Source organism: Paraburkholderia sp. BR10937, assembly GCF_040965695.1.
Taxonomy (GTDB): domain Bacteria; phylum Pseudomonadota; class Gammaproteobacteria; order Burkholderiales; family Burkholderiaceae; genus Paraburkholderia.
The window spans coordinates 27,217-49,747 of the sequence record NZ_JBFRCL010000033.1; the positions used below are offsets into that span (position 1 = coordinate 27,217).

Consider the following 22,531-nt stretch of genomic DNA (forward strand, 5'->3'; position numbering starts at 1 on the left):
GCCGACGCAGCGATTTCGATGTAACACAGTGGAACGGTGAAATGAACGACTACGCAGAGCACGTGACTGTGCAGGAGACGACGCCCGTCGGGCGAATTGAACAAGCGGCTTACGGGGTCAAGCAACATCTCCCCCGGCGGCTGCGCCAGATCCTCTCGCTCGCGGACTTCGAGACGGCGGCACGGCGTGTTCTGCCGCGTCCGCTCTTCGGCTATATTTCCGGCGCTGCGGAGGACGGCATGTCGATCGCGGCGAATCGGGCTGCATTCGAACGCCTGAAGTTCCGCACGAGAGTGCTTGTCGACGTGTCTCACCGGTCGCAGCAGACAACGATCTTCAACCACACCTACTCGTCCCCGTTCGGGATCGCCCCGGTCGGAATCAGTGCCATTTCGGCATATCGCGGCGACATCGCGTTGGCCACGGCTGCGCAGGATGAAAACATTCCTGCGATCATGAGCGGCTCCTCGCTCATACCGATGGAGACGGTCCATGCCGAAGCACCGGGCACCTGGTTCCAGGCCTATCTCCCCGGCGATGCCGCCCGCCGCGACGCCTTGATCGAGCGCGTCAAGGCCGCCGGCTTCGCGACGCTCGTCCTCACAATCGACATTCCCGTTTGGGCGAACCGCGAAAACAACGCGCGCACGGGCTTCTCGCTGCCGTTGCGCCCGTCGTTGCGTCTCGCGATGGACGGCATTTCCCATCCGCGCTGGCTGCTCGGCACGTTCGCCCGGACGCTGTTCAATCACGGGATGCCCCACTTCGAGAACTCGTTCGCGACACGAGGGGCGCCGATGCTGTCCGCTTCGGCGGTACGCGACACCACCGGACGCGACCATCTGTCATGGTCGGACATCGCAAGCATTCGTCAACGTTGGAGCGGGAATCTGGTCATCAAAGGCATTCTTCACGCGGACGACGCACGGCGCGCACTCGCGATTGGCGCGGACGGGATCATCGTGTCGAACCACGGTGGGCGCCAACTGGACGGTGCGGTCGAACCGCTAGCCGTATTGCCGCAGATTTGTGATGCCGTTGGTGACAAGACCGTCGTAATGATGGACAGCGGAATCCGGCGCGGGGGAGATGTCCTGAAGGCGCTCGCGCTCGGTGCCCGGTTCGTATTCGCCGGGCGCCCGTTCATGTACGCCGCCGCGGTGGGCGGCGCGCCGGGTGTTCGACATGCAATCGGCCTTCTCAGGGACGAAGTCGATCGAAACATGGCAATGCTCGGCACGGTAGCGATTCGCGAGATCGATCGCGCAATACTGGCCTGAACGACGCGTTCCAACCGAATAACGTGGCGCTGCTGGTGTATGAAAACCGGCCGCCTATCAATTAGTATTCCGGATCACGTGGACTTCAAGAAACTACCCCCTCTGTCCATCCCGGGTGTTACATGGGAGGGGCTCGCGTACGCAGTCCGGACCGCAGGCGCATCGCTGATCGCACTCTACATCGCGTTTTGCATGAACCTCGACGATCCGAAATGGGCTGCAATCACCGTGTGGGTCGTCGCCCAGAATAGTCGGGGCATGAGCGTCTCGAAGAGCCAGTACCGGATCCTCGGTACTGCGCTGGGCGCGGTCGCAGCACTCGTGCTCGTCGCCCTGTTTGCCCAGACGCCGGAATTGTTCCTGTTGGGACTCGCCGGCTGGATTGGACTTTGCACCGGCTTGGCGACGGCACTGCGGAATTTTCGCGCATATGCAGCGGTACTGGCGGGCTATACGGCAGCGATCATCGGGCTGGATGCCGCTTCCGCGCCCCTTCACGCATTCGATATTGCGCTCGCGCGCTTTGTCTATGTTGTCGTTGGCATTCTGGTCGAGGCAACCCTCACTGCAATCCTCGCCCCTGGGGCGCCGTTACGAGAGGTACGCGAGCAATTTCATGGGTACGTGAGCAAGGCTTCGCAGTTCGGCGCACGTGCGCTACGCCGCGAGACGGATGAAGTCGCCATACACAAGCTGTTTGCTGCCGCCCTCGAACTGGACACTGCGGCGGAATATGCTGCCGCGGCATCCGCGGAAGTCCGTCTCGCCGTTGGACATCTGCGTGCCGCAATCGTCGCCGTGCTCACGCAACTGAGCGCCATCCACGCATTGCGAGCGCAACTGACTCGCCACCCCGATCTTCAGATTGATGTTGTCGATGAAACGGCAACGCTGTTAGCAGGCGATGACACCGATTCCTCCAGTGCCAAGTCCAGAATCGCCTCTCTGAAGTCGAGAATCAAGCACGCTCTCGCCTCGGAAGAATACGGCCAGCGCGGCTCGCAGAGTGGCAGGCTGTTCATTCTTGATCGGCTAACCCTGCTTCTCACAGCGCGGGAGCAGGTTATCGCACGAAAATCATGTCTGGACCAGGTAAATCCTCCGCGATCGCTCGTGAAATTTGCCTTCCACCATGACCACGTGCTTGCCTGGCACAACGGCATGCGGGCGTTTTTCGCTGTGGTAGCCGCGTCGATGTTCTGGCTATTTAGCGCGTGGCCGTCGGGCGCGGGTTTCGTCGCCACAGTGGGGGTGGTGAGCGCACTCTTCGCCACGCGCCCCAATTCCATAGTCGCCGCGATGGGATGGTTCAAGGGCGCATTCATTGCGGCACTGGCAGGCATCCTTTGTAATTTTGTTTTACTACCGGCAGTGACGGACTTCGTTCCGCTGGTGTGTATTGCTGGCTTCTTCACGATCTCTGCGGGTCTTGCGATGCGCAATCCTCGAACGGCATCGATTGGCAGCGGATTTGCCCTATTCTTCTGGAACTTCACTTCACCCAGCGACGTGGCGCGTATTAACGATGCGGCGTTCCTGAACGACGCCCTCTCCACCCTGCTGGCAATCGCCTGGGCCACGCTCGCGTTTTCGGTTTTGTTTCCGGCGGACCGTGCGTCGAGCATCGCGCGTCTGCAACGCGCGGTCCGGCGGGATCTTTCCAGCCTGGCCAGCAACCCACAACGATGGCGGCGAGATGCCTGGCTTAGTTGCACTGCCGATCGCCTCGGCCGCCGTTTCGCCACGGAAGCCTCCAGCGCGAAGCCGGGATCCGGTGCGCAAACCGGCCTGCGCGAACTGCTTGCGGCATGGACGATAGGTGACAGCGTGCTCGCGCTGCAACAGGGTGCCTCGTCGCATCCAGGCTTGCGCCGCTCGATGACAGTCATCCAGGGACGCCTGCGCACGCTGGATTTCGCGCGCCTCGCAACGGTCTGCGACGCACTTGCAGCCAGATTGCTGCGGCAGGCCTCGATCCCTGCCGATCGGGCCAGCCCCGATCTGTTGGATGGTGCGGCACTTCTGCAAACGATCGCGGTTTCGGCAAAAGAGTATATGGACGCAACGCGCGGGTATGCCGATCCGGCATGAGCGGCATTGCCGCCACCCATCCCGTGCTGTGCGGCGCAATAAAGGAAATACGATGGACACGCTAAGCAACATGAGGATGTTTGTGCGCGTAGTTGAGGCTGGCAGCTTCACCGCAGCGGCCAACTCCGTGGATAAATCTACCGGTCAGGTGTCGCGCGCCGTCACTGAACTGGAGGCACATCTGCAGACGCGTCTGCTAAACCGTTCGACTCGGCACGTTGGAGTAACGGAAGCAGGTCAGCGTTACTTGCAGCATTGCTACCGGATTCTGGCTTTCGTGGATCAGGCGGAGGCCGAGGCGTCGAATGCGCACTTGCAGCCGTCGGGACGCCTGCGCGTGCATGCCACCGCGAGTTTCGGTCAGCACTATGTGATGCCCGCAGTCCTGCGGTACCAGGCGCTGTTTCCGCAGGTCTCCGTCGAATTGACGCTTTCACAACACGTTCCCGACCTGATCGAAGAAGGCTACGACGTGTCGGTTCAACTAGGCGCGATTGAGTTGCCGGACTCCGGTCTCGTGTCGGTCCCGGTCGCAAAGACCTGCAACATCTTGTGCGCGTCGCCTTCGTATCTCACCCGGCAAGGCACCCCTGCCACGGTGGCCGACCTCGCCGCTCACACCTGCATGCGCACCAGTAGTCCAGTATTCCCGCAAAGCCGATGGAATCTGGATGGTCCCCATGGCACGGAAACCTTTGAGCTTCCTCCCTCGCCCTTTCAGGTCAACGTAGCGGAAGCCATGGCGCTCGCATTGCGCGACGGTCGGGGCATCGGCGCGCTCCCGCTATGGACTGCGATGCCGTGGCTGCGCAACGGCACGCTGCTACGTGTACTGCCTACACATCGGATGAATGAGACACACATCCGCGTTCTTTATGTTTCTCGCGAGTATCTGGATGCCAAGATCAGAAGCTGGGTGGATTTTCTGAGAGACTTCATTCCACAAACGCTCGATGACGGCGATAACGTGCCACCCGCGGCCGTGCTTACTGACGCTGATCTGACGATGTAACGCAGATTACGCCAGCATTGACGCACACGATGCCGCGAGCGAACAACGAGCGGACCGTCCGGAACCACTTGCAAGGAGAAGGCACATGAGAGCAGAGCCGATTTATCTGGAAGACCTGACGCAGGGCGCGACATACACGAGTTCGGAGCACAGGATCGACGCCGAGCAGATACTCGCTTTCGCAGAGCAGTTCGATCCCCAGCCCTTCCACGCAGTTGAGTACGCGCTCCCGAACCAGACTTCGGCTGTCCTTGTCGCCGGGCCGATGACCGTTTAATCACTGGAACCGGCCGTCCGCTTGACCAGCTACCATGAGACCGCTTCGGGTCGGTCACAGCCCGACGAGCGACGCACGGCCGGGTAGCTCGGGCGCGATGCGCAGTCGGCGAACGGGCTTGCGGCGCTGACGCGCGCGGCTGCAATGGCTTTGTACCTGGAGTGAGAGTGCGGCGGCCTTGCGCGGAGTTGAACTGCGCGCGCCGCGTTCAACGCGTACGACGAGGGCGGCGCGAGTGCAATGAACGAGTGGAGCCTGATATGAACCCAACCGATGAGACAGGCAAGCGCGCGTGGCGCTTTGTTGCAGCGCATCCAGCGCGATTCCTATTCCAGGTCTGCACCGCGTTCCGCAAAAACCAGGGGCTGCTGCTCGCGGGCGCGATCGCGTATTACGCGTTGCTGTCAATCGTGCCACTGCTCATTCTCGTTGTAATCGCGTTCGGTCACTTCATCGGTGAGCAGTTGCTGTTCGACACACTCGGGCGTCTGCTCGAATGGCTGATACCGGGGCAGTCAAAAGCACTCGTTCGCGAACTCGCGACCTTTTTCGAGCATCGCTCCGTGGTCGGCTGGTACCTCGTCATCACGATGATCTTTTTCAGTTCGCTTGCGTTCTCGGTTCTGGAGAACGCCCTGTCAATCATCTTCGTGCATCGCGTTGAGGTCCGGCGAAGGCACTTCCTGCTGTCGGCAATCCTGCCCTATCTATTCAGTCTGTCACTAGGTATCGGTGTGCTGCTTGTGACGCTCGTCTCCAGCGGCCTGCGGGCTGTCGCAACCGGTAGCATCGATCTGTTCGGCCATGGGGTGTTACTGACAGGCGTGACCCGCGTCGTGCTATATCTGTGTGGCCTTGCGGGCGAGATATTCGTGCTGACGGCAATCTATTTTGTGATCCCGGCAGGGCGCACGACACTGCGGCACGCGGTCGTCGGCGCGGTCGCGGCCACCGTTCTGTGGGAAATCACAAGACGCGTGCTGGTTTGGTACTTCGCGAAGCTTTCGCAGGTGAACGTCGTCTATGGGTCGCTCACGACGGCGATTGTTGTGCTGTTCGGCCTCGAAGCGCTCGCGACGCTGATGTTGTTTGGCGCGCAACTGATCGCCGAATACGAGCGCCTCAATACGCGCGGCGACCCTGCAGCGGAGTCGATGGAAACGGGCTGACCAACGGCGGCGCATTGAGGATCCTCGTTGTGGCTTCAACCAGTCGGCGGGGATGGCACCGGTAGTTTCCGGGTGCCGACGAATTCCACAAGTATTCGCAGTCCTGCCAGCTGCACTGTGATGTCAAAGGCCTGTTAGCAAAGCTGCTTGTTCCAGGACCGGACAACGGACGTCGCTGTGCAGAATATCCGGTCGTGTCTTGTGCTGGTCAGTGAGCGTTTCGAGCACGGCGCCTCAACGCCTTCCGGAATGTTGAAGGGTGAAATCCCGCGCTAAGGCCTCGGTTGCCTGCCGACTCGGATGTGTGGATGACCGTTAAGCACCGCAAAACGGCTGTAGAGGCGAGGCCGGGTTCAAGGTCCGGAGTGGGTCGCCTTCAGCCACCCGCATCGCAAAGCAACCGGCCGTTCCAACCTCCAGTGAGTTCGCTTAATTTGCCGACGCCGGGCGGAACGCCCTGACGGCCCACAACGCGTCGGCCCGGAGAAGCGGCTGCGATCACACGATCCAATCGGCAAGCAACGTCAGGCTGATCCCTGGCCGCATAGAGTCACAATTACGCGCTAGCCCACCCGCCAGCATCGACGATATCGGGTGCACGTTGGGCGCCGCCTGCGCGGCGCCCAACGTGTTCAAGGCGCTGCCGCGATACCGAACACGTGCAACTTGCCTTCGCTGGACTGCCTCGGCAATGTGACGCTCGCCACCAGCTTGCCGGGTGTCAGCGGCACCGACTGCGCAAACAGATAGGTCTTGACGCCGTCGGTCGAACCATTGCCGCCATTGCGATACGCGGTGGTCAACGCGATCGGGTCTACCGGTGCCGCACTGCCGCCATTGAGGGTCCAGTCGTCAAACGCGAGCGTGAACGGCGTGGCCGTGCCATCGGTATAGGTCACGAGCGCGGCGCCCGAGCCGGGGCCGTTGTTGGCCGAACCCAGCAGAACCAGCGAATGGCCGGTCGTGCCGGGCGGCATCGCAATCGTCTGTCCTACCGCCACCGCATTATCGAGCGGTCCATTCGACAGAACGAAGCTTGCTCCGCCGACAACGAACGGCTTGCCCGGTGTCGCGCCGGCCGCCGCCAACGCAGTCGACGAGTAGCTGAACAAAGAGCCGTCGAAGTCCGAACCGAGGCCGTCGGTGTCGGTGCTGCCGTCGGCGCTGATGCCGTGGTTGTTGAAAGCATCCGCCACGTTACGCGCAACCGGCACCCCATAGGACGGCGGCGCCTCGGCCGGGTGCGCGCCCCACTGCGAAGGCGACGAACCCATCACGAAGTTCAGCGTCGCGCCGTTGGCAAGTGCATCAACGTCCAGCCAGGAACTATTGTGAGCGCTGCCATTGACGGTGAGCCCCTGCACATAATTCGCGCCAGGCGCGCCGGGTGCATTGATGCGCAACGTCTTGCCGTTCCCGAGATGAACGACGATCGAGGAAAATTGCGGGCTGCCGATCGCAAAGCCCCCGACACCAGGGATCTCCGGATAGAGGCCCAGCGCGCCCCACACATACCAGCCCGACACGGCGCCCAGGTCGTCATTGCCGGGCAAACCGTTCGGCCCCGTGCCAAAGGCGCTCGCCATGATCTGCTGGACGACATTCTGCGTACCCGACGGCGAGCCCGCCCAGTTATACAACCAGGGCACCTCGAAGGTCGGCTCGTTGCCCATATAGAAATTGGGCAGCGTCGTTCCCGCATTCAGCACGGTAAAGAACGTGTTCAGCCGCGACACCACTGCCGTATTTCCGCCCAGTTGCGCGAACAGCCCGGTCGGATTGAACGGCACCATCCATGTGTACTGCTCAGCGTTGCCCTCCACGTAGTTGTCGGTGCTGCCCTGGTTCTCCTGAATCCACGTGCCGTCGGAGTTGCGTCCGGCGATCAGAGGCGGCGTCAGGGAAGCGTTGAGCAGGTACTGCCAGTAAGCCGAGCGGCTACGCAGCATTTTCTGGATCGGCGTGTTGCCCAATGCACCGGCAAACTGTGAGATCGCGAAATCGCTGCTGCCGTACTCCAGCGTGGACGAAGCCTGCCCCCATTCACCGTTCGTGATATAGCCGAACTGTAGATAGCTGGCGCGCCCGCCGTTGGTCGTCACGCCGTTGCACGCGGTGCCGGGAATGTTGGCCATCTGGATCATATGGCTCAAGGCGCCTGCAGTATCGAACTTGCGCGCACCGAAGGCATACGCACCCGCCACGATAATCGAGCCGGCGTCGCCCGGCATCACGCCGTCTTCGACGTTGTCATTGACCCAATGTGGAATTGCCCCGCACTGATCCGCGTCGTTGACGAGCGACTGCGCCATATCGCTCGTTTCCTCAGGAAACAACGTGGCTTTGAGCGGTATCAGCGAACGATAGATGTCCCAACCCGAAAAGCTGGTGTACTGCGCATGGCCAGCACTGACCTGATGAACCTTCTGGTCGAAGCCGATATATTGGCCGTTCACATCGCTGAATACGCTCGGCGCCCATGATGCGTGATAGAAAGCCGTGTAGAACTTCGTCAACGCCGTGGTATCGCTACTGCTCACCTGAATGGCGTTGAGGCGCTGATTCCATATCGCGTCGGCGACCTTCTTGACACCGTCAAAATCCCAGGAGGGGTTTTCTTTCTGGAGATTATTTTTGGCGTTTGCGACGCTCACATATGAAATACCGATTTTCATCATGACAGTGGCGCCTTTGCCGAAATTCATCACGGCAACGCCATTGTTGAAGGATGACGTCTTTACAAATGGCTGACTGAACTCCGCATAAAAGTACACCGGAACATTCGTTGAATTACCGCAAAAATGTCCACCCGTGGTACTGCCCGAAATGGTTCTCGCGTCGACCTGCGTGACCAAGCCGGCTACGCTCGTCTGCGTGTTTGTATACGTCGTGTTGAGCACGAGCGTCGAAGGCTGATTGTCAGGATACGTGAAGCGACCAAAGCCAGTACGCAGGGTTGCAGTCAACTCGACCTTGACCTGGTTATCGAGCACGACGGAATAGGCGCCCGCTACCGACTTCTCGTTGGTATGACTAAACGTCTGCGCGAGCGGCCTGCTGGCATCGAGCGTCGGCATGACGGGGAATTCGCCGTCGTTGCCGGAACAACCGGCGCCGCTCATATGGGTGAGACTGAAACTCTGGATCGAGCCGATGTCGTAGTAGTAACCGGCCGGCGAACCGGGCTCCGCGCTGTTCGAGGGAGCCGAAGTGGTATTCGTATCGGGTGCCCACTGCACCATGCCGTTCGGCAGGCCGGCTGCGGGTACGACACTGCCAGCCTGCCCTGCTGGCACGGGGTTCGGAGAGTTGCTGGCCAACGTGCCGATCAGCGGGTTGACATACCGCGTCAATTGCATGGTGCCGTGATCGGAAGCGGGAATATCCTCGGCGGCGGCGACAGCCGCGTTTGCATTGCTGGAACCCGCACCGGGACTACTCTGAGCCGTTCCCTGAAGCTGGTCAGCCGCGACAGCGGCGGAGCCGGATTGACCTGGACTATCTCCTCCACAACCCGCCAAAGAACCAATGATGATCATGGCGGCCGCAAGACGGCGTATATCTATCATGGCTGTCTCCTGAGTATCACTACGCGTATCTGATTTTGTTTAGTTATCCTGTTTATCCAGCTTGCATGTGGTATCTGGCTCGAAGTCATGCTATACGAGACATTTGAATGGCGTCAATTGATTATCTATTGGCGTTTTGTGTTTATCAGAAATTACTAAACAAGCGAATTCCTGACGCAACTTCGCCTGTTAGTCGCTTCGCATAATCGGTCTAACATGTACGAGCATGTTCACGGCGAAGACGACTGAGTTCACGCGTGTCAGATTGTTATGCAGGCGCGCAACTGCGCTAAAAGTGCCGGAACGGTGGCAGGAACAATCGATGCGTACCTGGCGTCTTTATCAGCCCATGGGCAGGAGCGAGCGCATGATAGAACCGACTGACTTTCTGGCCATGACAGCTGACCTACGCGAGGGTTATCGCAATGAGGTCGTCACGACGGTCAACGATCACGACATTCACGTCAGCGTGATGGAAGTGTCGTACTTCTGGCATTTCCATCCCGATTCCGATGAGACGTTCATCGGAATCGAAGGCGTATTGATAATCGATTTTGAAGAAGGGGCAATAGAGCTGCGCGCGGGTCAGTTGCTGACCATTCCCGCAGGCGTGCGCCACCGCACGCGTCCCGGCGGCGGCGCACGCTCGATCAACCTGACGGTGGAAAAGGCCAATGCCACGACGATCCGCTGTGACGCTCCCCGGGAAGGGTGACTAGGCCTGAGGCCTGTCTGGCAAATCGAAGTCGCCGGCAGGACTACCAGGTAATACGCAGCGACAATAATGGGCATTGCATTCAGAGACAAGCACCGGCGCCCTCATACGCCCAGGACGTCCTGAAGCCGCTGAATGACGTCCGGCCATCCCTTGCCCATGCCCTGGAAAGCTGCCTTGCCGAGCGGCGAATCGAGGTCGAAGCCCTTGTGCTCGAGCGACAGGCGGGTACCGCTCCCTTCGGCTTCGAGCCGCCAGGCAATCGTCGTGTTCAGCGTGCCGGGTGCGAACGAATAGGCCAGCAGCCGTTCATGCTCGACGGCGACAACCTCACAGGGCTGCAGGCCCCACGGTCCCATATCCAGCGTGAAACGATGCCCGACGACCGCGTGCACATCGCCAGCCGCCCACCATCTCGCGTGAATGGCAGGGTCGGTCAGGGCAGTCCAGACCCTGGCCGGCGAGTGCGGAATGAAGCGGGTGAGCTGGATGAGTCCCGGTTCTGTCATTGCGTGTCCGTGTCGAGTATTTCAGTGAGTGCATCCAGGCGCTGCTCCCAATACTGCTCGAACGGATGCAGCCACTCCGCGAGTTCCCTCAGCCTGCCTGCGTTCAATCCATAAAGGCGCTGACGTCCGCTCGCCTGTTCCGTGACCAGGCCCGCCAGGCGCAAGACCTGCAGATGCTCGGAAACCGCCGGGCGGTTCACGGCGAACGTGGACGCGATTTCCCCGGCTGCACGCGGGCCGCCGCGCAGCATCTCGAGGATGCGTCTGCGCGTCGGGTTCGCAATCGCGCCAAAGACATCTGTCGTAGTCATTTGAACATGATATGTCGGAAATCTCCGACGCGTCAATTGCCTGATGCCGCTCGTCCTCGTCGCGGCAGAATCTCGTCGCGCAATACCCGGACAATCTCCCAGAGGCCCTGTCGCGTGATGAGTCCACGCGCCTCGAACGCGCGACCCAGATCGCTGAGCGCTCGACCGGGAACGGTCGATGCTTTCACACCCCCACGCTGCCGTCGGCCGAAGGCGCCTGGGCGGACTGCACGCTCCTGCTACGCTCATTTCTGCGGCATCTGCTTCTTGAGACACCGATGCGGACGCGATAACTTCGCTCCTTCTCTGTCCGCCGTGTCACGGCATTTCCGCACTCACCATGTACCGCTATAACGAATTCGACAGGGCCTTCGTGGCGAGCCGCGCGGCGCAGTTCCGCGATCAGATCGAGCGTTGGCAACAAGGCAAGCTGAGCGAGGATGCGTTTCGCCCCCTGCGTCTGCAAAACGGCTGGTATGTGCAGCGGCACGCGCCCATGCTGCGCGTAGCCGTCCCGTACGGCGAACTGTCGAGCGAACAGCTTCGCGTGCTCGCTCGCGTGGCCCGCGAGTACGACGAGCCCGAAGCTGAGGTATACCGCAGCGCGCTCGATGCGCAACGCAAGCTCGGCACGAGGCGCCTGCCCACGCATCATGCGCACTTCACGACACGCACCAACGTTCAGTTCAACTGGATACCGCTTTCGAAGGCGGCCGACGTGATGGACCTGCTTGCGACTGTCGACATGCACGGCATCCAGACGAGCGGCAACTGCATCCGCAATATCTCGTGCGACGAGCGCGCGGGCGTCGCGCCCGACGAGATCGCGGACCCGCGCCCGTTCGCCGAAATCATGCGTCAGTGGACCACGTTGCACCCCGAGTTCGCCTTCCTGCCGCGCAAATTCAAAATTGCGATCACAGGCGCGACCGAAGACCGCGCGGCGACGGACTGGCATGACGTCGGCCTGCGCCTCGTGCGCGACGAACAGGGCGAGCTGGGCTTTCGCGTGAGCGTGGGCGGCGGCATGGGGCGCACGCCGATGATCGGCACGTTGATGCGTGAGTTCCTGCCGTGGCGGCACATCATGAACTACATCGAGGCCGTGGTGCGTGTGTACAACCAGTACGGCCGCCGCGACAACAAGTACAAGGCGCGCATCAAGATCCTCGTGAAAGCCGAAGGCCAGCGCTTTGTCGACGAAGTCGAGGACGAGTTCCGGCAGATCGTCGACATCGACGGCGGCCCGCACACGATCGAGCCGGCCGAGTTCGAGCGGGTAAGCCGTTGCTTTCTCGAACCGCCGAAGCTCGACACGGCACGCACCGCCGAGCCGCATGCCCCCGCCATGCTCGAGGCCGCAGCCGCGAGCACGCCGCAGCTGCAGCGCTGGCTCGAACGCAACGTCGCGCAGCACAGGGACCCGTCGCTGCGTATCGTCACGCTTTCGTTCAAACGCGTGCTTCAGGCACCCGGCGATGCGTCCGCCGACCAGCTCGAACGCGTAGCGGATCTCGTCGATCGCTTCTCCGCGGGCGAGGCGCGTGTCACACACACGCAGAACATCGTGTTGCCGTGGGTTCACGCCGACGATCTGTTCGCCCTGTGGCAGGCGGCAACCGCGGCCGGCCTCGCAAGTGCCAACGTGCACCTGCTCACTGACATGATCGCCTGCCCCGGCGGCGACTTCTGCGCGCTCGCCAATGCACGGTCGCTGCCGGTCGCGCAAAGCATCATGGAACGCTACCAGGACCTCGACGAACTGAACGACATCGGCGAGATCGACCTGCATATCAGCGGCTGCATCAACTCGTGCGGCCACCACCATAGTGGGCACATCGGCATTCTCGGCGTCGACAAGGACGGCGCGGAGTGGTACCAGGTGACGCTCGGCGGCTCGGACGGATCGGCACGCAGCGGCGATGCGCGTCCCGGCAAGGTGATCGGTCCGTCTTTCTCGGCGCAGGAAGTGCCCGAGGTCATCGACGCCTTGATCGGTACTTACGTCGCGCTGCGCGAACCGCGCGGCGAATGCAGCGAGACGTTCATCGAAACGGTGCGCCGCGTTGGGCTCGAACCGTTCAAGGCGGCCGCCGATACGGCTCGCGCAACCGCGGAGGACACTGTATGAAGACCGCTTCACGCATACGTCTTCTCGACGCTCATGATCATGCGGGCGACACTGCAGCGTCCACCTTGATCCTCCCGAACGATGCCGACCCACTTGAGTACGCCATTGAGATTGCAAATGCGTCGCGCGTGGAGCTTCAATTCCCCTCGTTCACCGATGGGCGAGCCTATAGCCAGGCTTACCTGATCAGGCGGCGGCTCGGCTTCGAAGGCGACTTGCGCGCGACCGGCGAAGTGCTCGTCGACCAGTTGCTGCAGATGGAGCGCATGGGCTTCTCGAGCGCCGTGCTGGGCGCTGAAGTCTCCATGACCGATGCGCGTCTCCAGCTCGAACGCTTCCCTGCGTTTTATCAGGGTGACGCCCTGCGCGAAGCTCCCTGGCGCGAGAAGGCGCTGGACTGATCGCCATGGTCGTACTGCGTTGGGCCGCGCAACCGAGCGATTGCGCCCCGCGCGCGGCCTCCCGATCAGATCGCCGACTCGACGCCACGTTTTCGGCCGCGGGTTCCCGATTGACTGCGGCCGAATACGTCGACACCAACATCACGTCCTGCCAGCGACGCCTGCTCCCGCCACGTGCGCCCTCACGCGACGGCGCTGCTGGCGTACGTAGCCAAAAGCAGCGAGCGCCGCACTGCAACCAGGCGTGGCGACGACTTCACGCCGGTGATCTTCGCTACACAGCATGACGCCAAACGCCCCCGCAATCAGCGCCACCACGACCAGCCCAGGGAACGGGTGCAGCCACATTTTCAACTTCAGACGGCCCTCGGCCGCAAGGGTCCTGTGTAGCCGCAATTGACTCACCGTGACGACAGGATAGACGAGCAACGCGATTGCTCCGGTGCCAGCCAGCAAGGCGTCGAACACGTAGTTCGGCGCAAGATAATTGGAAGCGCAGGCAAGAAAGGCGACGCAGCTCGCTTTCATTGCTCGTGACTGCGGTGCTCACGGTTGCCAATCTCGCCAGCGTGAAGAACTACGGCGAACTGGAATTCTGGTTTGCCATTATCAAGTTGACGGGCATTCTGATTTTTATCGGATGCGGGTTCGCGGCGATGTCTGGATGGATTCCGAAGAGAACAGACCGGAATCCACTCAGAATCCAAATCGTCTTCAGGCCGGTCCAGAACCAATGGTTCTTCACTATGGTGGAGAACAAACGCAAGCATGGCTGCAGTGCGCTGGAGTGGGGCAGCCCGAGCGATAGGCGCTCGATTGGGGGCCGGCAGCGCGTAGGCGAGTCGGGTGAAAGGACGAATGAAGATGCGCGTCCGTGCTCCGCAGAGCGCTCAATCTGCGCGTCATTGCAGCGCTATCAAAATCACCTCTCGATAGAAAAACTAGCGAAAAATTGTGCGCTGCACAGCGAATTTCGCGGTTCCTGCACACCTTGTTGCCTCCGAAACGCAATTTTTGCGTTCCCGCACACTTTGTTGTCTCCCAATAACCCCAAATATTCTCTTTGACAAACGCTCTTACGATATATATCTTAAGACATGTTTTAAGACACTCTCCAGACAAGGAGGCCCTATGCGCCATCATCCGCACTTTGGTCACACCGGCCGTCACGGCCACCCCGCGCGCGATCCGCGCGACTTCTTCGGCGGCCGCCACCCAGCCATGCAGGCGCGGCACGCGCTGCGCCACGCCATGGGCCGCCATCGCGGCGGCGAAGGTCCCGGCGACTTTGGCGACCGCTTCGGCGAAGGTTTCGGCCGCGGCTTCGGCGGTTTCGGCGACGGCGACGGTTTTGGTCGTGGCCGCAAGTTCACGTCCGAAGACCTGCAACTCATGCTGCTCGTGCTGCTCGCCGAGCGCCCGAGCCACGGCTACGAACTCATCAAGGCGCTCGACGCGCGTTCGAACGGCTTCTACAGCCCGAGCCCCGGCATGGTCTATCCGGCCCTCACGTACCTCGAGGAACTGGGCTATGTAAGCGTGACGCTCGAAGGCAACCGCAAGCGCTACGAGCTTTCGCCCGAAGGCCGCACGTACCTCGAGGCCAACCGCGAACGCGCGGACCTGATCCTCGCGAAGCTCACGCACTTCGGCCGCAAGATGGAAGTCATGCGCCGCGCCATGGCCGGCGAAGATCCGGCCGAAGGCAGCGCCTGGGTGCGCGAGCTGATCGAGGCGCGCCGCGCGCTCAAGCGCGCGCTGCTGCGCCGCACCGACGCCGCGCCGGAAGAGCAGCGCCGCATCGCCGCGATTCTGGCGCGCGCCACCGAGGAAATCGAAACCGGCAGCGACAACAGCGACGTTTGACAGTCCGCTTCCACGCGCCACGCGGCGGCCCACGCCGCGCCACCCCAACATCATCGGAGCCATACATGCAGAACCCGTCCCAACTCGAAGTCGTCCGTGTGCGTCACCCGCTGAAGTTCCGACTGTTGCGTGTGGCGCGCGTCACGGCGCTCTCGCCCTCGCTCGTCCGCGTGACGCTCACGGGCGATCTGAGCGACTTCGTCTCGGCGTCGTTCGACGATCACATCAAGGTGTTCTTTCCCGCCGCCGGCGAGGAAAAGCCAGTACTGCCAACTTTGGGTCCCGACGGCGTCGTGTTCCCCGAAGGCGTCGAGCGCCCCGCGGCGCGCGATTACACGCCGCGCCGCTTCGATACGCAGGCGAATGAACTCGATCTGGAATTCGCGCTGCACGAAGCCGGCCCGGCCACGGCATGGGCGGCACAGGCGCAGCCCGGCCAGTATCTCGGCGTGGGCGGCCCGCGCGGCTCCATGGTGATTCCCACGGGCTTCGACTGGCATCTGCTGATCGGCGACGAAACGGCGCTGCCCGCCATTCAGCGCCGCCTCACGGAACTGCCGGCCGGCGCGCGCGTAGCAGTGGTCGTCGAGGTGGCGAATCGCGCGGCCCGCATCGAACTGCCCACCGAAGCCGATCTCTACGCCACGTGGTGTTATCGCGACGAAAGCGAGTCGGAGCATCCGCTCGTGGACGGGGTGTCCGAAGTGTGGCTGCCGCCGGGCGAAGGCTACGTCTGGGCCGCCGGCGAAGCCTCGGCGATCCGCGCGGTGCGCGCGCATCTGTGCAACGAGCGCGGCGTCGACAAGAAGCGCATTCGCGCGTCCGCCTACTGGCGCCGCGGCTCACAGGGGGCCCACGAAACGATCGACGACTGATCGATCTTGCTGGCGCGGCAACAGCCGCGCCTTTTTACTTTCAGGGGCCAAGCCCATACATGACCACTTCTCTCACACCGCTGCGCGAACGCACCCTGCTCTGGCTGCTGGCGCTCACGCAGTTCACCGTCATCATGGATTTCATGGTGATGATGCCGCTCGGCCCGCAGATCATGCACGCGTTCGCGATCACGCCCGCGGCGTTCGCGACGGCCGTGTCCGCGTATTCGCTCTGTTCGGGTCTATCAGGACTCCTTGCTGCGACGTATATCGACCGTTTCGATCGCCGCCGCCTGCTGCAGGTGGCCTACGCATTGTTCGCGCTCTCCAATCTCGCCTGCGCGGTCGCCACGAACTTTCATCTGCTGCTCGCCGCGCGTGCGTTCGCGGGTCTCACCGGCGGCGTGCTCGGCTCGATCGTGATGGCGATCGTGAGCGACGTGATTCCCGCCGCGCGGCGCGGCGCGGCCACGGGCGTCATCATGACGGCGTTCTCCATCGCCGCCATCGCGGGCGTGCCGGCCGGCGTGCTGCTCGGCGCGCACTACGGCTGGAGCGCGCCGTTCATGCTGCTCATGGTGCTCTCGGTGGCGATCTGGGTCGCGGGCTCGCGCGTCGTGCCGTCGCTCACGGCGCATCTCGGCCAGCGCACGCCGCTCGCGCACGTGCTGCCGAACCTCTGGCGATTGCTCACACTGCCGCGTCACCTGAAGGCCTTTGCGCTCACCTTCACGATGATGGCCGGGCACATGCTCGTGATCCCGTTCATCGCGCCGATGCTCGTCGGCAATCATGGCATCGCGCCGCAGCAGCTCTCGTGGCTCTATATGGCGGGCGGCGCAGCGACGTTCGTGACCTCGCGCGCGGTGGGCCGTCTCGCGGACCGCTACGGCAAGCGCCGCGTGTTCCGCGTGATGGCACTCGTTTCGCTCGTGCCGGTGCTGTTCGTCACGCATCTGCCCACGCTGCCGTTCCTCGCGCTCGTGGCGTTCTTCGCCCTGTTCATGATCTCGATGTCGGGCCGCATGGTACCGATGCAGGCCTTGCTCACGACGATTCCCGAGCCCGCGCGGCGCGGCGCGTTCCTGAGCGCCAACAGCGCAGTGCAGGCACTCGGCACGGGCATCGGCGCATGGCTGGGCGGCCAGTGGCTCACGAATGGCGCGCATGGCGCGATCATCGGCTTCGGGCAGAACGGCTGGATCGCCGCGGCGCTCACGTGCGTGGCGGTGCTGTGGGTTTCGCGGGTGCGAGGGGCATCGGAAGACGTGCCGAATGACGTCGCCGTGTCGGCAAGTGCAGTGCCTGCGGCTGCGACCGCTGCTGCGGCGGCCGCAAAATCCTGAGCCACAAAAGAAAACCGGTTCGCAGCCGTGGCGCGCCTCATGAGCGCGTCACGCACCGCGAACCGGTCGTGCTTCAGGTAGAAAGCGGATGAAACCGCGGGCCTTGGGTAGCTTGCCCGCGTGCAGCGCGGGACCCGACCGGCCGATCGGGTGCCCGCGCTGCGTCACTCCGCGAGGGAGCGAGCCAACGATGCTTAGAAGCGGTGACGCAGACCCACCGTTGCGGCGACCTGGTTCTGCGAGGTCGACGGCGACAGCGTGTTGATCATCGCAACGTTCGCGCCAGCGTCGCCGAGTTCGCCCGAAGCGTGCTGATACACGGCGCCGGCGTAGACGTCGGTGCGCTTCGAGAGCGAGTAGTCAGCCGTCAGCGAAACGGTGTGCCACTTCGGATCGCCCGAACCGTTCGAACCCGTGACCTTGCCGTCCGTGAACGTGTACGACGCGTTCAGGGCGAGAGCCGGCGTGAGTGCATAGGCGCCGTTCAACTCGAAGTTGTCGAGGTGCAGGTTCGTGCCCGTGGGGATCGAGAACGTCGTGCCGCCCTGACCGCCGGCGATCAGGTTCTGGTACTGCGTGTGCGTCCACACGAAGCCAACCGTTGCCGGGCCGTAGTTGTAGTTCGCGCCTGCGCCGAACGTGCGTTGCGTTTGAGCCGACAGGTTGAAGTTGTTGCCGTTCGATGCCGAGCTCGCGCCGTTCGTGTTACCGGTGCGCGTGTTGTTGATCTGCAGGTAGGCAGCCGAGAAGTTCAGCGGGCCGTTGCCGTACGATGCGCCTGCGCTCCATGCGCGGTTGTTCGCGAACTGGCCGGCGTCATTGCTGAAGCCATACAGGCCGCCAAATTTGAAGCCCTGGTAGTTGACGCTCTGGTACTTGACCGAGTTCTTGATCGAGAACGAGTGGTCGAGGTTGTCGTTGTCGAACGGGTGAGCCGCGAGGTTGTTGCCGTAGCCGCTGCCGGTTGCCGAAAGCGGTGCCAGGTAGTCGACCATCGAGTCATACTGGCGGCCGAGCGTCAGCGTACCGAAGCGGTCGCTCTGCAGACCGACGAACGCCTGGCGGTTGAACATCGTGCCGCTCTCGGTGTCCTTGCCGTTGTTCAGGTTGAAGCCGTTTTCCAACGTGAAGATCGCATGCAGACCGCCGCCCAGGTCTTCGCTGCCCTTCAGGCCGAAGTACGTGTCGCCGACGGTGCCGCTACCCTGGTTCCATGCGGCGTGGCCGCCTGCATTGTTCGCGTAGACGATACCCGCATCCAGTGCGCCGTAGAGAGTAACGCTGCTTTGTGCGTGAGCGGAGGCTGCGAATGCGCCGAGGACGCCCGCGATAATCAAAGTATTCTTCATGACTTTCCTTATGACATTCAGACCGCGCTGACGCGGCTCCGGGTATTGGAGCCACACCGGCAATCCCGGGCGAAGTCTACGTGTCAAAGGCTTTAAATCGTCTTGGCAAACGCTGTAACAGTTATTTGCTAAATCTGGAAATATCGGAATAATAATCCGTAAGTCCTTGTGGTAAATAGGAAATACGGAGTAATACTCAGACCGGCCCGAACAGGCCGTGTGGCAAGCACGCGACGCCCGCCTCGGCGTGGAAATTCGATTATTGTGGAAACTGGATTAATCGCAGGCGATTTTCCGGCATTAAAATCTTCGCGACTGATGAAACTTTATGACCATGATCCTGGTCGTATCGCGCGCGTGCATTATTGCTATATGCGTCGATTATTATTGCGCGAAATCGCGATTAACAAATGGATGATTTTCGGCCTTCTCGGCGGCGCTCGCCGTCGCCCCTCGCGCGGCACACGCCCGGGCGCGGGCGCGCGCATCCGTTAAAATCCCGGAACGCGCGCGCACCGCGAGCGCACCACCCGCATCGACGCCACTTCTACCGAACGGCCGCGTCGCCCTCACCCGTCCGGCGCGAGACCCCGTCATGACAAACAAAGCCACTCCTACGCAAGCCCAGCCCTTCAGCGAGCTGCCGCTCGCGCCCGCCATGCTCGAGAACCTCACGCGCCTCGGCTACGTCGACATGACGCCGATCCAGGCCGCGAGCCTGCCCATCGCCTTCGCGGGCCACGACCTGATCGCCCAGGCCAAGACCGGCAGCGGCAAGACGGCGGCCTTTTCGCTTGCGCTGCTGTCGCGTCTGGACCCGCGCCGTCAGGACGTGCAGGCCATGATCCTCTGCCCCACGCGCGAACTGGCCGATCAGGTCACGCAGGAAATCCGCCGTCTGGCACGCGCGGAAGAGAACATCAAGGTGCTGACGCTGTGCGGCGGCACGCCCATGCGTCCGCAGGCGGCGAGCCTCGAACACGGCGCGCATGTCGTCGTGGGCACGCCGGGCCGCATCATGGACCATCTGGAGCGCGGCAACCTCGCGCTCGGCGCGCTCAACACGCTCGTGCTCGACGAAGCCGACCGCATGCTCGACATGGGCTTTTTCGACGACATCGCAATCGTGGCGCGCCAATGCCCCAAGGAGCGTCAAACGCTACTCTTTTCGGCGACCTATCCCGAAGGCATCACGAAGCTGAGCCAGCAGTTCCTTCGCAACCCGAGGGAGGTCAAGCTCGAAGAGCATCACGACGACAGCAAGATCCGCCAGCGCTTCTATGAAGTCACGGAAGACGAGCGCCTGCACGCCGTGGGCATGCTGCTCAACCACTACCGCCCGGTGAGCACGCTCGCGTTCTGCAATACCAAGCAGCAATGCCGCGACCTGCTCGACGTGCTGCGCGCGCAGGGCTTTCACGCGCTCGCGCTGCACGGCGAGCTCGACCAGCGCGAGCGCGACCAGGTGCTGATCCAGTTCGCCAACCGCAGCTGCTCGGTGCTCGTGGCGACCGACGTGGCCGCGCGCGGCCTCGACATCGCGCAGCTCGAAGCCGTGATCAACGTGGACGTCACCCCCGACCCGGAGGTGTACGTGCACCGCATCGGCCGCACGGGCCGCGCCGACCAGGACGGCTGGGCGCTCAGCCTCGCGAGCATGGACGAGATGGGCCGCGTGGGCGGCATCGAGCAGGCGCTCAAGCGCGAAGTCGAGTGGAGCCCGCTCGCGGAACTGAAGCCCGCCAGCAACGAGCCGCTGTTGCCGCCGATGGAAACGCTGCAGATCCTCGGCGGCCGCAAGGAAAAGATCCGCCCCGGCGATGTGCTCGGCGCGCTCACGGGCGAAGCCGGCTTCAGCGGCTCGCAGATCGGCAAGATCAACGTGACCGACTTTTCGACCTACGTGGCCGTGGAGCGCAGCATCGCGCGCGACGCGCTGCGCAAGCTCAACGCGGGCAAGGTCAAGGGCAAGAAGGTCAAAGCCCGTATGATGGACGAATGAACTGACGAATCCTCCCCGCCGGGTGCGCACGCTGCTTGCGCACCTGCGCTGCACCGCGCCTCAGTTGCCCGGCGTTCAACCGGATCAGGAAAGCCATGAAACAACCGCTCAGAATCGATTTCGTTTCCGACATCGCGTGCCCGTGGTGCGCCATCGGCCTCTCGTCGCTGAACCTCGCGCTCGAACGACTGCGCGACACCGTCGATGCGCAGATCGTCGTGCACCCCTTCGAACTGAATCCGCAGATGGGCCCGGGCGGCGAATCCGTGGTCGAGTACCTCGGCAAGAAGTACGGCCGCACGCCCGAGCAGATCGCCGAAACGCAGGCCATGATCGGCGAGCGCGGCGCGAGTGTCGGCTTCGCGTTCGGGCCGCGCGAGCGCGTCTACAACACCTTCGACGCGCATCGTCTGCTGCACTGGGCCGGCATCGAAGGCAAGCAGCTGCCGCTCAAGCTCGCGCTGCTGCGTGCGTATCACGGCGAGGGCAAGGACACGAGCGACCATGCGATGCTCGTCGCGGCGGCGCAGTCCGTGGGGCTCGACGCAGACAAAGCGCGCGCCGTCCTCGAAAGCGGCCAGTATGCCGACGAGGTGCGCGCCGAAGAGCACGAATACCAGGCGGCCGGTGTCCAGTCGGTGCCGGCGATCATCTTCAACCAGCAGTATCTGGTCAGCGGCGGCCAGCCCGTCGAAACTTTCGAGCAGGCGATCCAGCAGATCCTGGCCGAGAGCGCCAAGGCCTGACGGCTCAGGCGCCTGAAGCCCCCGCGCGGCGCGGCCTCGCGTCCGCGGGCGCCGCGCTTTCACGAGCCGCCGCGCCGTCGTTCCGGCGCCGGGCAGACGGCCGATGCCGGCCGCCCCCTCGCGGGCGTGTAAACTAGCGGGTTTTTTGCCCAGGTGGAAAAGTGCTAGCCCCGCAACGCCTCGCGTTGAGCGGCCCGACGCTCGTTCGCTTACTTGCCCGCTTCGGCGACGCCGAAGTGCCCGAATCCCGGCAATCGATCTCGGACCATCTGAGCCAGTGGCTCGGCTGGACGGACGCCATTGCGCTTTCGACGGCGCTGAGCGTCCAGACGCCGGGCGGCGAGCCGGCGACGCGCGTCGGCGCCAGTGCCGAACAAAGCCAGAGCGAGCGCGTGCGCGCGACGCTGAGAAAGGCCATTGCGGGCGAAGATGCGCCTGCGCGGCGCGACGGACGACGCACGCAGGCCGCCAGCCAGCCTGCCGATGTGGAACCCGATTTCGCGGATTTCCGCCAGCGCTACCTCGCCCTGCAGCAGGCGATGGAGACTGACATCGCCACGCTGCGCGCCCGTCTGCGCGCTACGCTGGCCGCCCGTGCGCCTGCGCTCGCGCGCCTCGCGACGGTGGATGCCGTGATGGAACAGGCGCTCGGCGCGCGCGAGCGCAGCCTGCTCGCCGGTGTGCCCGCGTTGCTAGGCGCGCATTTCGAGCAGCAGCGCGCAGCGGCCGCGGCGGAGTCCGCCGGAGAAAGCGCCGCGCCGCACGCCTGGCTCGCCGGCTTTCGCAAAGATATGCAGAGCGTGTTGCTCGCCGAACTTGAGATTCGGTTTCAACCGGTGGAGGGGCTGCTTGCCGCCCTTCGCACCAGCTAACCCAAACGCT

The 22,531-nt window shown here is 63.0% G+C and carries 20 protein-coding genes and 1 pseudogene; 16 read left to right on the forward strand and 5 right to left on the reverse strand.

Annotated elements, in window-relative coordinates; all coding sequences use genetic code 11:
- Positions 1 to 41 precede the first annotated feature (41 nt).
- The 5 genes and pseudogenes from AB4Y44_RS25390 to AB4Y44_RS25410 all read left to right on the forward strand — a co-directional run bounded on the left by AB4Y44_RS25390 (position 42) and on the right by AB4Y44_RS25410 (position 5,829).
- Entirely contained in the window at positions 42 to 1,280 is a 1,239-nt protein-coding gene (locus AB4Y44_RS25390; RefSeq protein WP_368701192.1) for an alpha-hydroxy acid oxidase, read from the forward strand.
- 39 nt (positions 1,281 to 1,319) lie between these two features.
- Positions 1,320 to 3,371 carry an FUSC family protein gene (locus AB4Y44_RS25395; RefSeq protein WP_368701193.1) on the forward strand — a complete coding sequence of 684 codons (2,052 nt, stop codon included), beginning with the start codon at positions 1,320 to 1,322 and terminating at the stop codon, positions 3,369 to 3,371.
- 52 nt (positions 3,372 to 3,423) lie between these two features.
- Positions 3,424 to 4,383, forward strand: a complete 960-nt coding sequence (locus AB4Y44_RS25400; protein WP_342918768.1) for a LysR family transcriptional regulator — start codon at positions 3,424 to 3,426, stop codon at positions 4,381 to 4,383.
- Positions 4,384 to 4,468: 85 nt separating this feature from the next.
- A pseudogene (locus AB4Y44_RS25405) lies at positions 4,469 to 4,594 on the forward strand (dehydratase); the annotation flags it as partial.
- Positions 4,595 to 4,920: 326 nt separating this feature from the next.
- A complete protein-coding gene (locus AB4Y44_RS25410; protein ID WP_342918869.1) occupies positions 4,921 to 5,829 on the forward strand; it encodes a YihY/virulence factor BrkB family protein in 909 nt (302 codons plus the stop codon).
- 632 nt (positions 5,830 to 6,461) lie between these two features.
- On the opposite strand, the gene AB4Y44_RS25415 is transcribed toward AB4Y44_RS25410, so the two are convergent.
- Entirely contained in the window at positions 6,462 to 9,398 is a 2,937-nt protein-coding gene (locus tag AB4Y44_RS25415) for a GH92 family glycosyl hydrolase (protein ID WP_368701194.1), read from the reverse strand.
- Between the two features lie 367 nt (positions 9,399 to 9,765).
- Between AB4Y44_RS25415 and AB4Y44_RS25420 the strand changes: the two genes are divergently transcribed.
- Positions 9,766 to 10,113: a cupin domain-containing protein gene (locus AB4Y44_RS25420; RefSeq protein WP_342918766.1), complete on the forward strand. Its 348-nt coding sequence runs from the start codon at positions 9,766 to 9,768 to the stop codon at positions 10,111 to 10,113.
- 104 nt (positions 10,114 to 10,217) lie between these two features.
- Here AB4Y44_RS25420 and AB4Y44_RS25425 read toward each other — a convergent pair whose 3' ends face one another.
- Positions 10,218 to 10,622, reverse strand: a complete 405-nt coding sequence (locus AB4Y44_RS25425; protein ID WP_368701195.1) for an SRPBCC domain-containing protein — start codon at positions 10,620 to 10,622, stop codon at positions 10,218 to 10,220.
- The gene (locus tag AB4Y44_RS25430) at positions 10,619 to 10,933 is read right to left on the reverse strand and encodes a metalloregulator ArsR/SmtB family transcription factor (RefSeq protein ID WP_368701196.1); all 315 of its coding nucleotides are present in this window, start codon (positions 10,931 to 10,933) and stop codon (positions 10,619 to 10,621) included. Before AB4Y44_RS25430 ends, AB4Y44_RS25425 begins: the two co-directional genes overlap by 4 nt.
- A gap of 340 nt (positions 10,934 to 11,273) precedes the next feature.
- Here AB4Y44_RS25430 and AB4Y44_RS25435 point away from each other — a divergent pair, with 340 nt between their 5' ends.
- Both AB4Y44_RS25435 and AB4Y44_RS25440 read left to right on the forward strand, forming a co-directional pair.
- Positions 11,274 to 13,064: a nitrite/sulfite reductase gene (locus AB4Y44_RS25435; RefSeq protein ID WP_368701197.1), complete on the forward strand. Its 1,791-nt coding sequence runs from the start codon at positions 11,274 to 11,276 to the stop codon at positions 13,062 to 13,064.
- The gene (locus tag AB4Y44_RS25440; RefSeq protein WP_342918762.1) at positions 13,061 to 13,465 is read left to right on the forward strand and encodes a DUF934 domain-containing protein; all 405 of its coding nucleotides are present in this window, start codon (positions 13,061 to 13,063) and stop codon (positions 13,463 to 13,465) included. Before AB4Y44_RS25435 ends, AB4Y44_RS25440 begins: the two co-directional genes overlap by 4 nt.
- A 141-nt stretch (positions 13,466 to 13,606) precedes the next feature.
- On the opposite strand, the gene AB4Y44_RS25445 is transcribed toward AB4Y44_RS25440, so the two are convergent.
- A complete protein-coding gene (locus AB4Y44_RS25445; protein ID WP_368701198.1) occupies positions 13,607 to 13,993 on the reverse strand; it encodes a hypothetical protein in 387 nt (128 codons plus the stop codon).
- A 5-nt stretch (positions 13,994 to 13,998) separates the two neighbouring features.
- On the opposite strand from AB4Y44_RS25445, the gene AB4Y44_RS25450 reads away from it, so the two are divergent.
- The 4 genes from AB4Y44_RS25450 (at position 13,999) to AB4Y44_RS25465 (ending at position 17,552) form a co-directional block, all read left to right on the forward strand.
- Positions 13,999 to 14,532 (forward strand): hypothetical protein, encoded by a 534-nt coding sequence (locus AB4Y44_RS25450; protein ID WP_368701199.1) that lies wholly within the window; start codon positions 13,999 to 14,001, stop codon positions 14,530 to 14,532.
- A gap of 154 nt (positions 14,533 to 14,686) precedes the next feature.
- Positions 14,687 to 15,331: a helix-turn-helix transcriptional regulator gene (locus AB4Y44_RS25455; RefSeq protein ID WP_368701224.1), complete on the forward strand. Its 645-nt coding sequence runs from the start codon at positions 14,687 to 14,689 to the stop codon at positions 15,329 to 15,331.
- 65 nt (positions 15,332 to 15,396) lie between these two features.
- Positions 15,397 to 16,206 (forward strand): siderophore-interacting protein, encoded by an 810-nt coding sequence (locus tag AB4Y44_RS25460; protein ID WP_368701200.1) that lies wholly within the window; start codon positions 15,397 to 15,399, stop codon positions 16,204 to 16,206.
- Positions 16,207 to 16,265: 59 nt separating this feature from the next.
- Complete coding sequence (locus tag AB4Y44_RS25465; RefSeq protein ID WP_368701201.1) at positions 16,266 to 17,552, forward strand: MFS transporter; 1,287 nt, start codon at positions 16,266 to 16,268, stop codon at positions 17,550 to 17,552.
- A gap of 194 nt (positions 17,553 to 17,746) precedes the next feature.
- Here the strand turns inward: AB4Y44_RS25465 and AB4Y44_RS25470 are convergent, their stop codons facing one another.
- A complete protein-coding gene (locus AB4Y44_RS25470) occupies positions 17,747 to 18,901 on the reverse strand; it encodes a porin (protein WP_069266003.1) in 1,155 nt (384 codons plus the stop codon).
- Positions 18,902 to 19,219: 318 nt separating this feature from the next.
- Between AB4Y44_RS25470 and AB4Y44_RS25475 the strand changes: the two genes are divergently transcribed.
- The 4 genes from AB4Y44_RS25475 (at position 19,220) to AB4Y44_RS25490 (ending at position 22,521) form a co-directional block, all read left to right on the forward strand.
- The gene (locus tag AB4Y44_RS25475; RefSeq protein ID WP_342918757.1) at positions 19,220 to 19,396 is read left to right on the forward strand and encodes a hypothetical protein; all 177 of its coding nucleotides are present in this window, start codon (positions 19,220 to 19,222) and stop codon (positions 19,394 to 19,396) included.
- A gap of 100 nt (positions 19,397 to 19,496) precedes the next feature.
- On the forward strand, positions 19,497 to 20,903 hold the full coding sequence (gene dbpA, locus AB4Y44_RS25480) for an ATP-dependent RNA helicase DbpA (RefSeq protein ID WP_342918756.1): 1,407 nt from the start codon (positions 19,497 to 19,499) through the stop codon (positions 20,901 to 20,903).
- Positions 20,904 to 20,998: 95 nt separating this feature from the next.
- Positions 20,999 to 21,649: a DsbA family oxidoreductase gene (locus AB4Y44_RS25485; RefSeq protein ID WP_342918755.1), complete on the forward strand. Its 651-nt coding sequence runs from the start codon at positions 20,999 to 21,001 to the stop codon at positions 21,647 to 21,649.
- Between the two features lie 161 nt (positions 21,650 to 21,810).
- On the forward strand, positions 21,811 to 22,521 hold the full coding sequence (locus AB4Y44_RS25490; RefSeq protein WP_342918754.1) for a DUF3348 domain-containing protein: 711 nt from the start codon (positions 21,811 to 21,813) through the stop codon (positions 22,519 to 22,521).
- Positions 22,522 to 22,531: the final 10 nt, after the last annotated feature.

What these genes read in the sequence shown, in the direction of transcription:
- AB4Y44_RS25390 (WP_368701192.1), top strand. Translation starts at nt 42, where the DNA reads ATGAACGACTACGCAGAGCACGTGACTGTGCAGGAGACGACGCCCGTC.
- AB4Y44_RS25395 (WP_368701193.1), top strand. Translation starts at nt 1,320, where the DNA reads ATGAAAACCGGCCGCCTATCAATTAGTATTCCGGATCACGTGGACTTC.
- AB4Y44_RS25400 (WP_342918768.1), top strand. Translation starts at nt 3,424, where the DNA reads ATGGACACGCTAAGCAACATGAGGATGTTTGTGCGCGTAGTTGAGGCT.
- AB4Y44_RS25410 (WP_342918869.1), top strand. Translation starts at nt 4,921, where the DNA reads ATGAACCCAACCGATGAGACAGGCAAGCGCGCGTGGCGCTTTGTTGCA.
- AB4Y44_RS25415 (WP_368701194.1), bottom strand. Translation starts at nt 9,398, where the DNA reads ATGATAGATATACGCCGTCTTGCGGCCGCCATGATCATCATTGGTTCT.
- AB4Y44_RS25420 (WP_342918766.1), top strand. Translation starts at nt 9,766, where the DNA reads ATGATAGAACCGACTGACTTTCTGGCCATGACAGCTGACCTACGCGAG.
- AB4Y44_RS25425 (WP_368701195.1), bottom strand. Translation starts at nt 10,622, where the DNA reads ATGACAGAACCGGGACTCATCCAGCTCACCCGCTTCATTCCGCACTCG.
- AB4Y44_RS25430 (WP_368701196.1), bottom strand. Translation starts at nt 10,933, where the DNA reads ATGACTACGACAGATGTCTTTGGCGCGATTGCGAACCCGACGCGCAGA.
- AB4Y44_RS25435 (WP_368701197.1), top strand. Translation starts at nt 11,274, where the DNA reads ATGTACCGCTATAACGAATTCGACAGGGCCTTCGTGGCGAGCCGCGCG.
- AB4Y44_RS25440 (WP_342918762.1), top strand. Translation starts at nt 13,061, where the DNA reads ATGAAGACCGCTTCACGCATACGTCTTCTCGACGCTCATGATCATGCG.
- AB4Y44_RS25445 (WP_368701198.1), bottom strand. Translation starts at nt 13,993, where the DNA reads ATGAAAGCGAGCTGCGTCGCCTTTCTTGCCTGCGCTTCCAATTATCTT.
- AB4Y44_RS25455 (WP_368701224.1), top strand. Translation starts at nt 14,687, where the DNA reads ATGCAGGCGCGGCACGCGCTGCGCCACGCCATGGGCCGCCATCGCGGC.
- AB4Y44_RS25460 (WP_368701200.1), top strand. Translation starts at nt 15,397, where the DNA reads ATGCAGAACCCGTCCCAACTCGAAGTCGTCCGTGTGCGTCACCCGCTG.
- AB4Y44_RS25465 (WP_368701201.1), top strand. Translation starts at nt 16,266, where the DNA reads ATGACCACTTCTCTCACACCGCTGCGCGAACGCACCCTGCTCTGGCTG.
- AB4Y44_RS25470 (WP_069266003.1), bottom strand. Translation starts at nt 18,901, where the DNA reads ATGAAGAATACTTTGATTATCGCGGGCGTCCTCGGCGCATTCGCAGCC.
- AB4Y44_RS25475 (WP_342918757.1), top strand. Translation starts at nt 19,220, where the DNA reads ATGAAACTTTATGACCATGATCCTGGTCGTATCGCGCGCGTGCATTAT.
- dbpA (WP_342918756.1), top strand. Translation starts at nt 19,497, where the DNA reads ATGACAAACAAAGCCACTCCTACGCAAGCCCAGCCCTTCAGCGAGCTG.
- AB4Y44_RS25485 (WP_342918755.1), top strand. Translation starts at nt 20,999, where the DNA reads ATGAAACAACCGCTCAGAATCGATTTCGTTTCCGACATCGCGTGCCCG.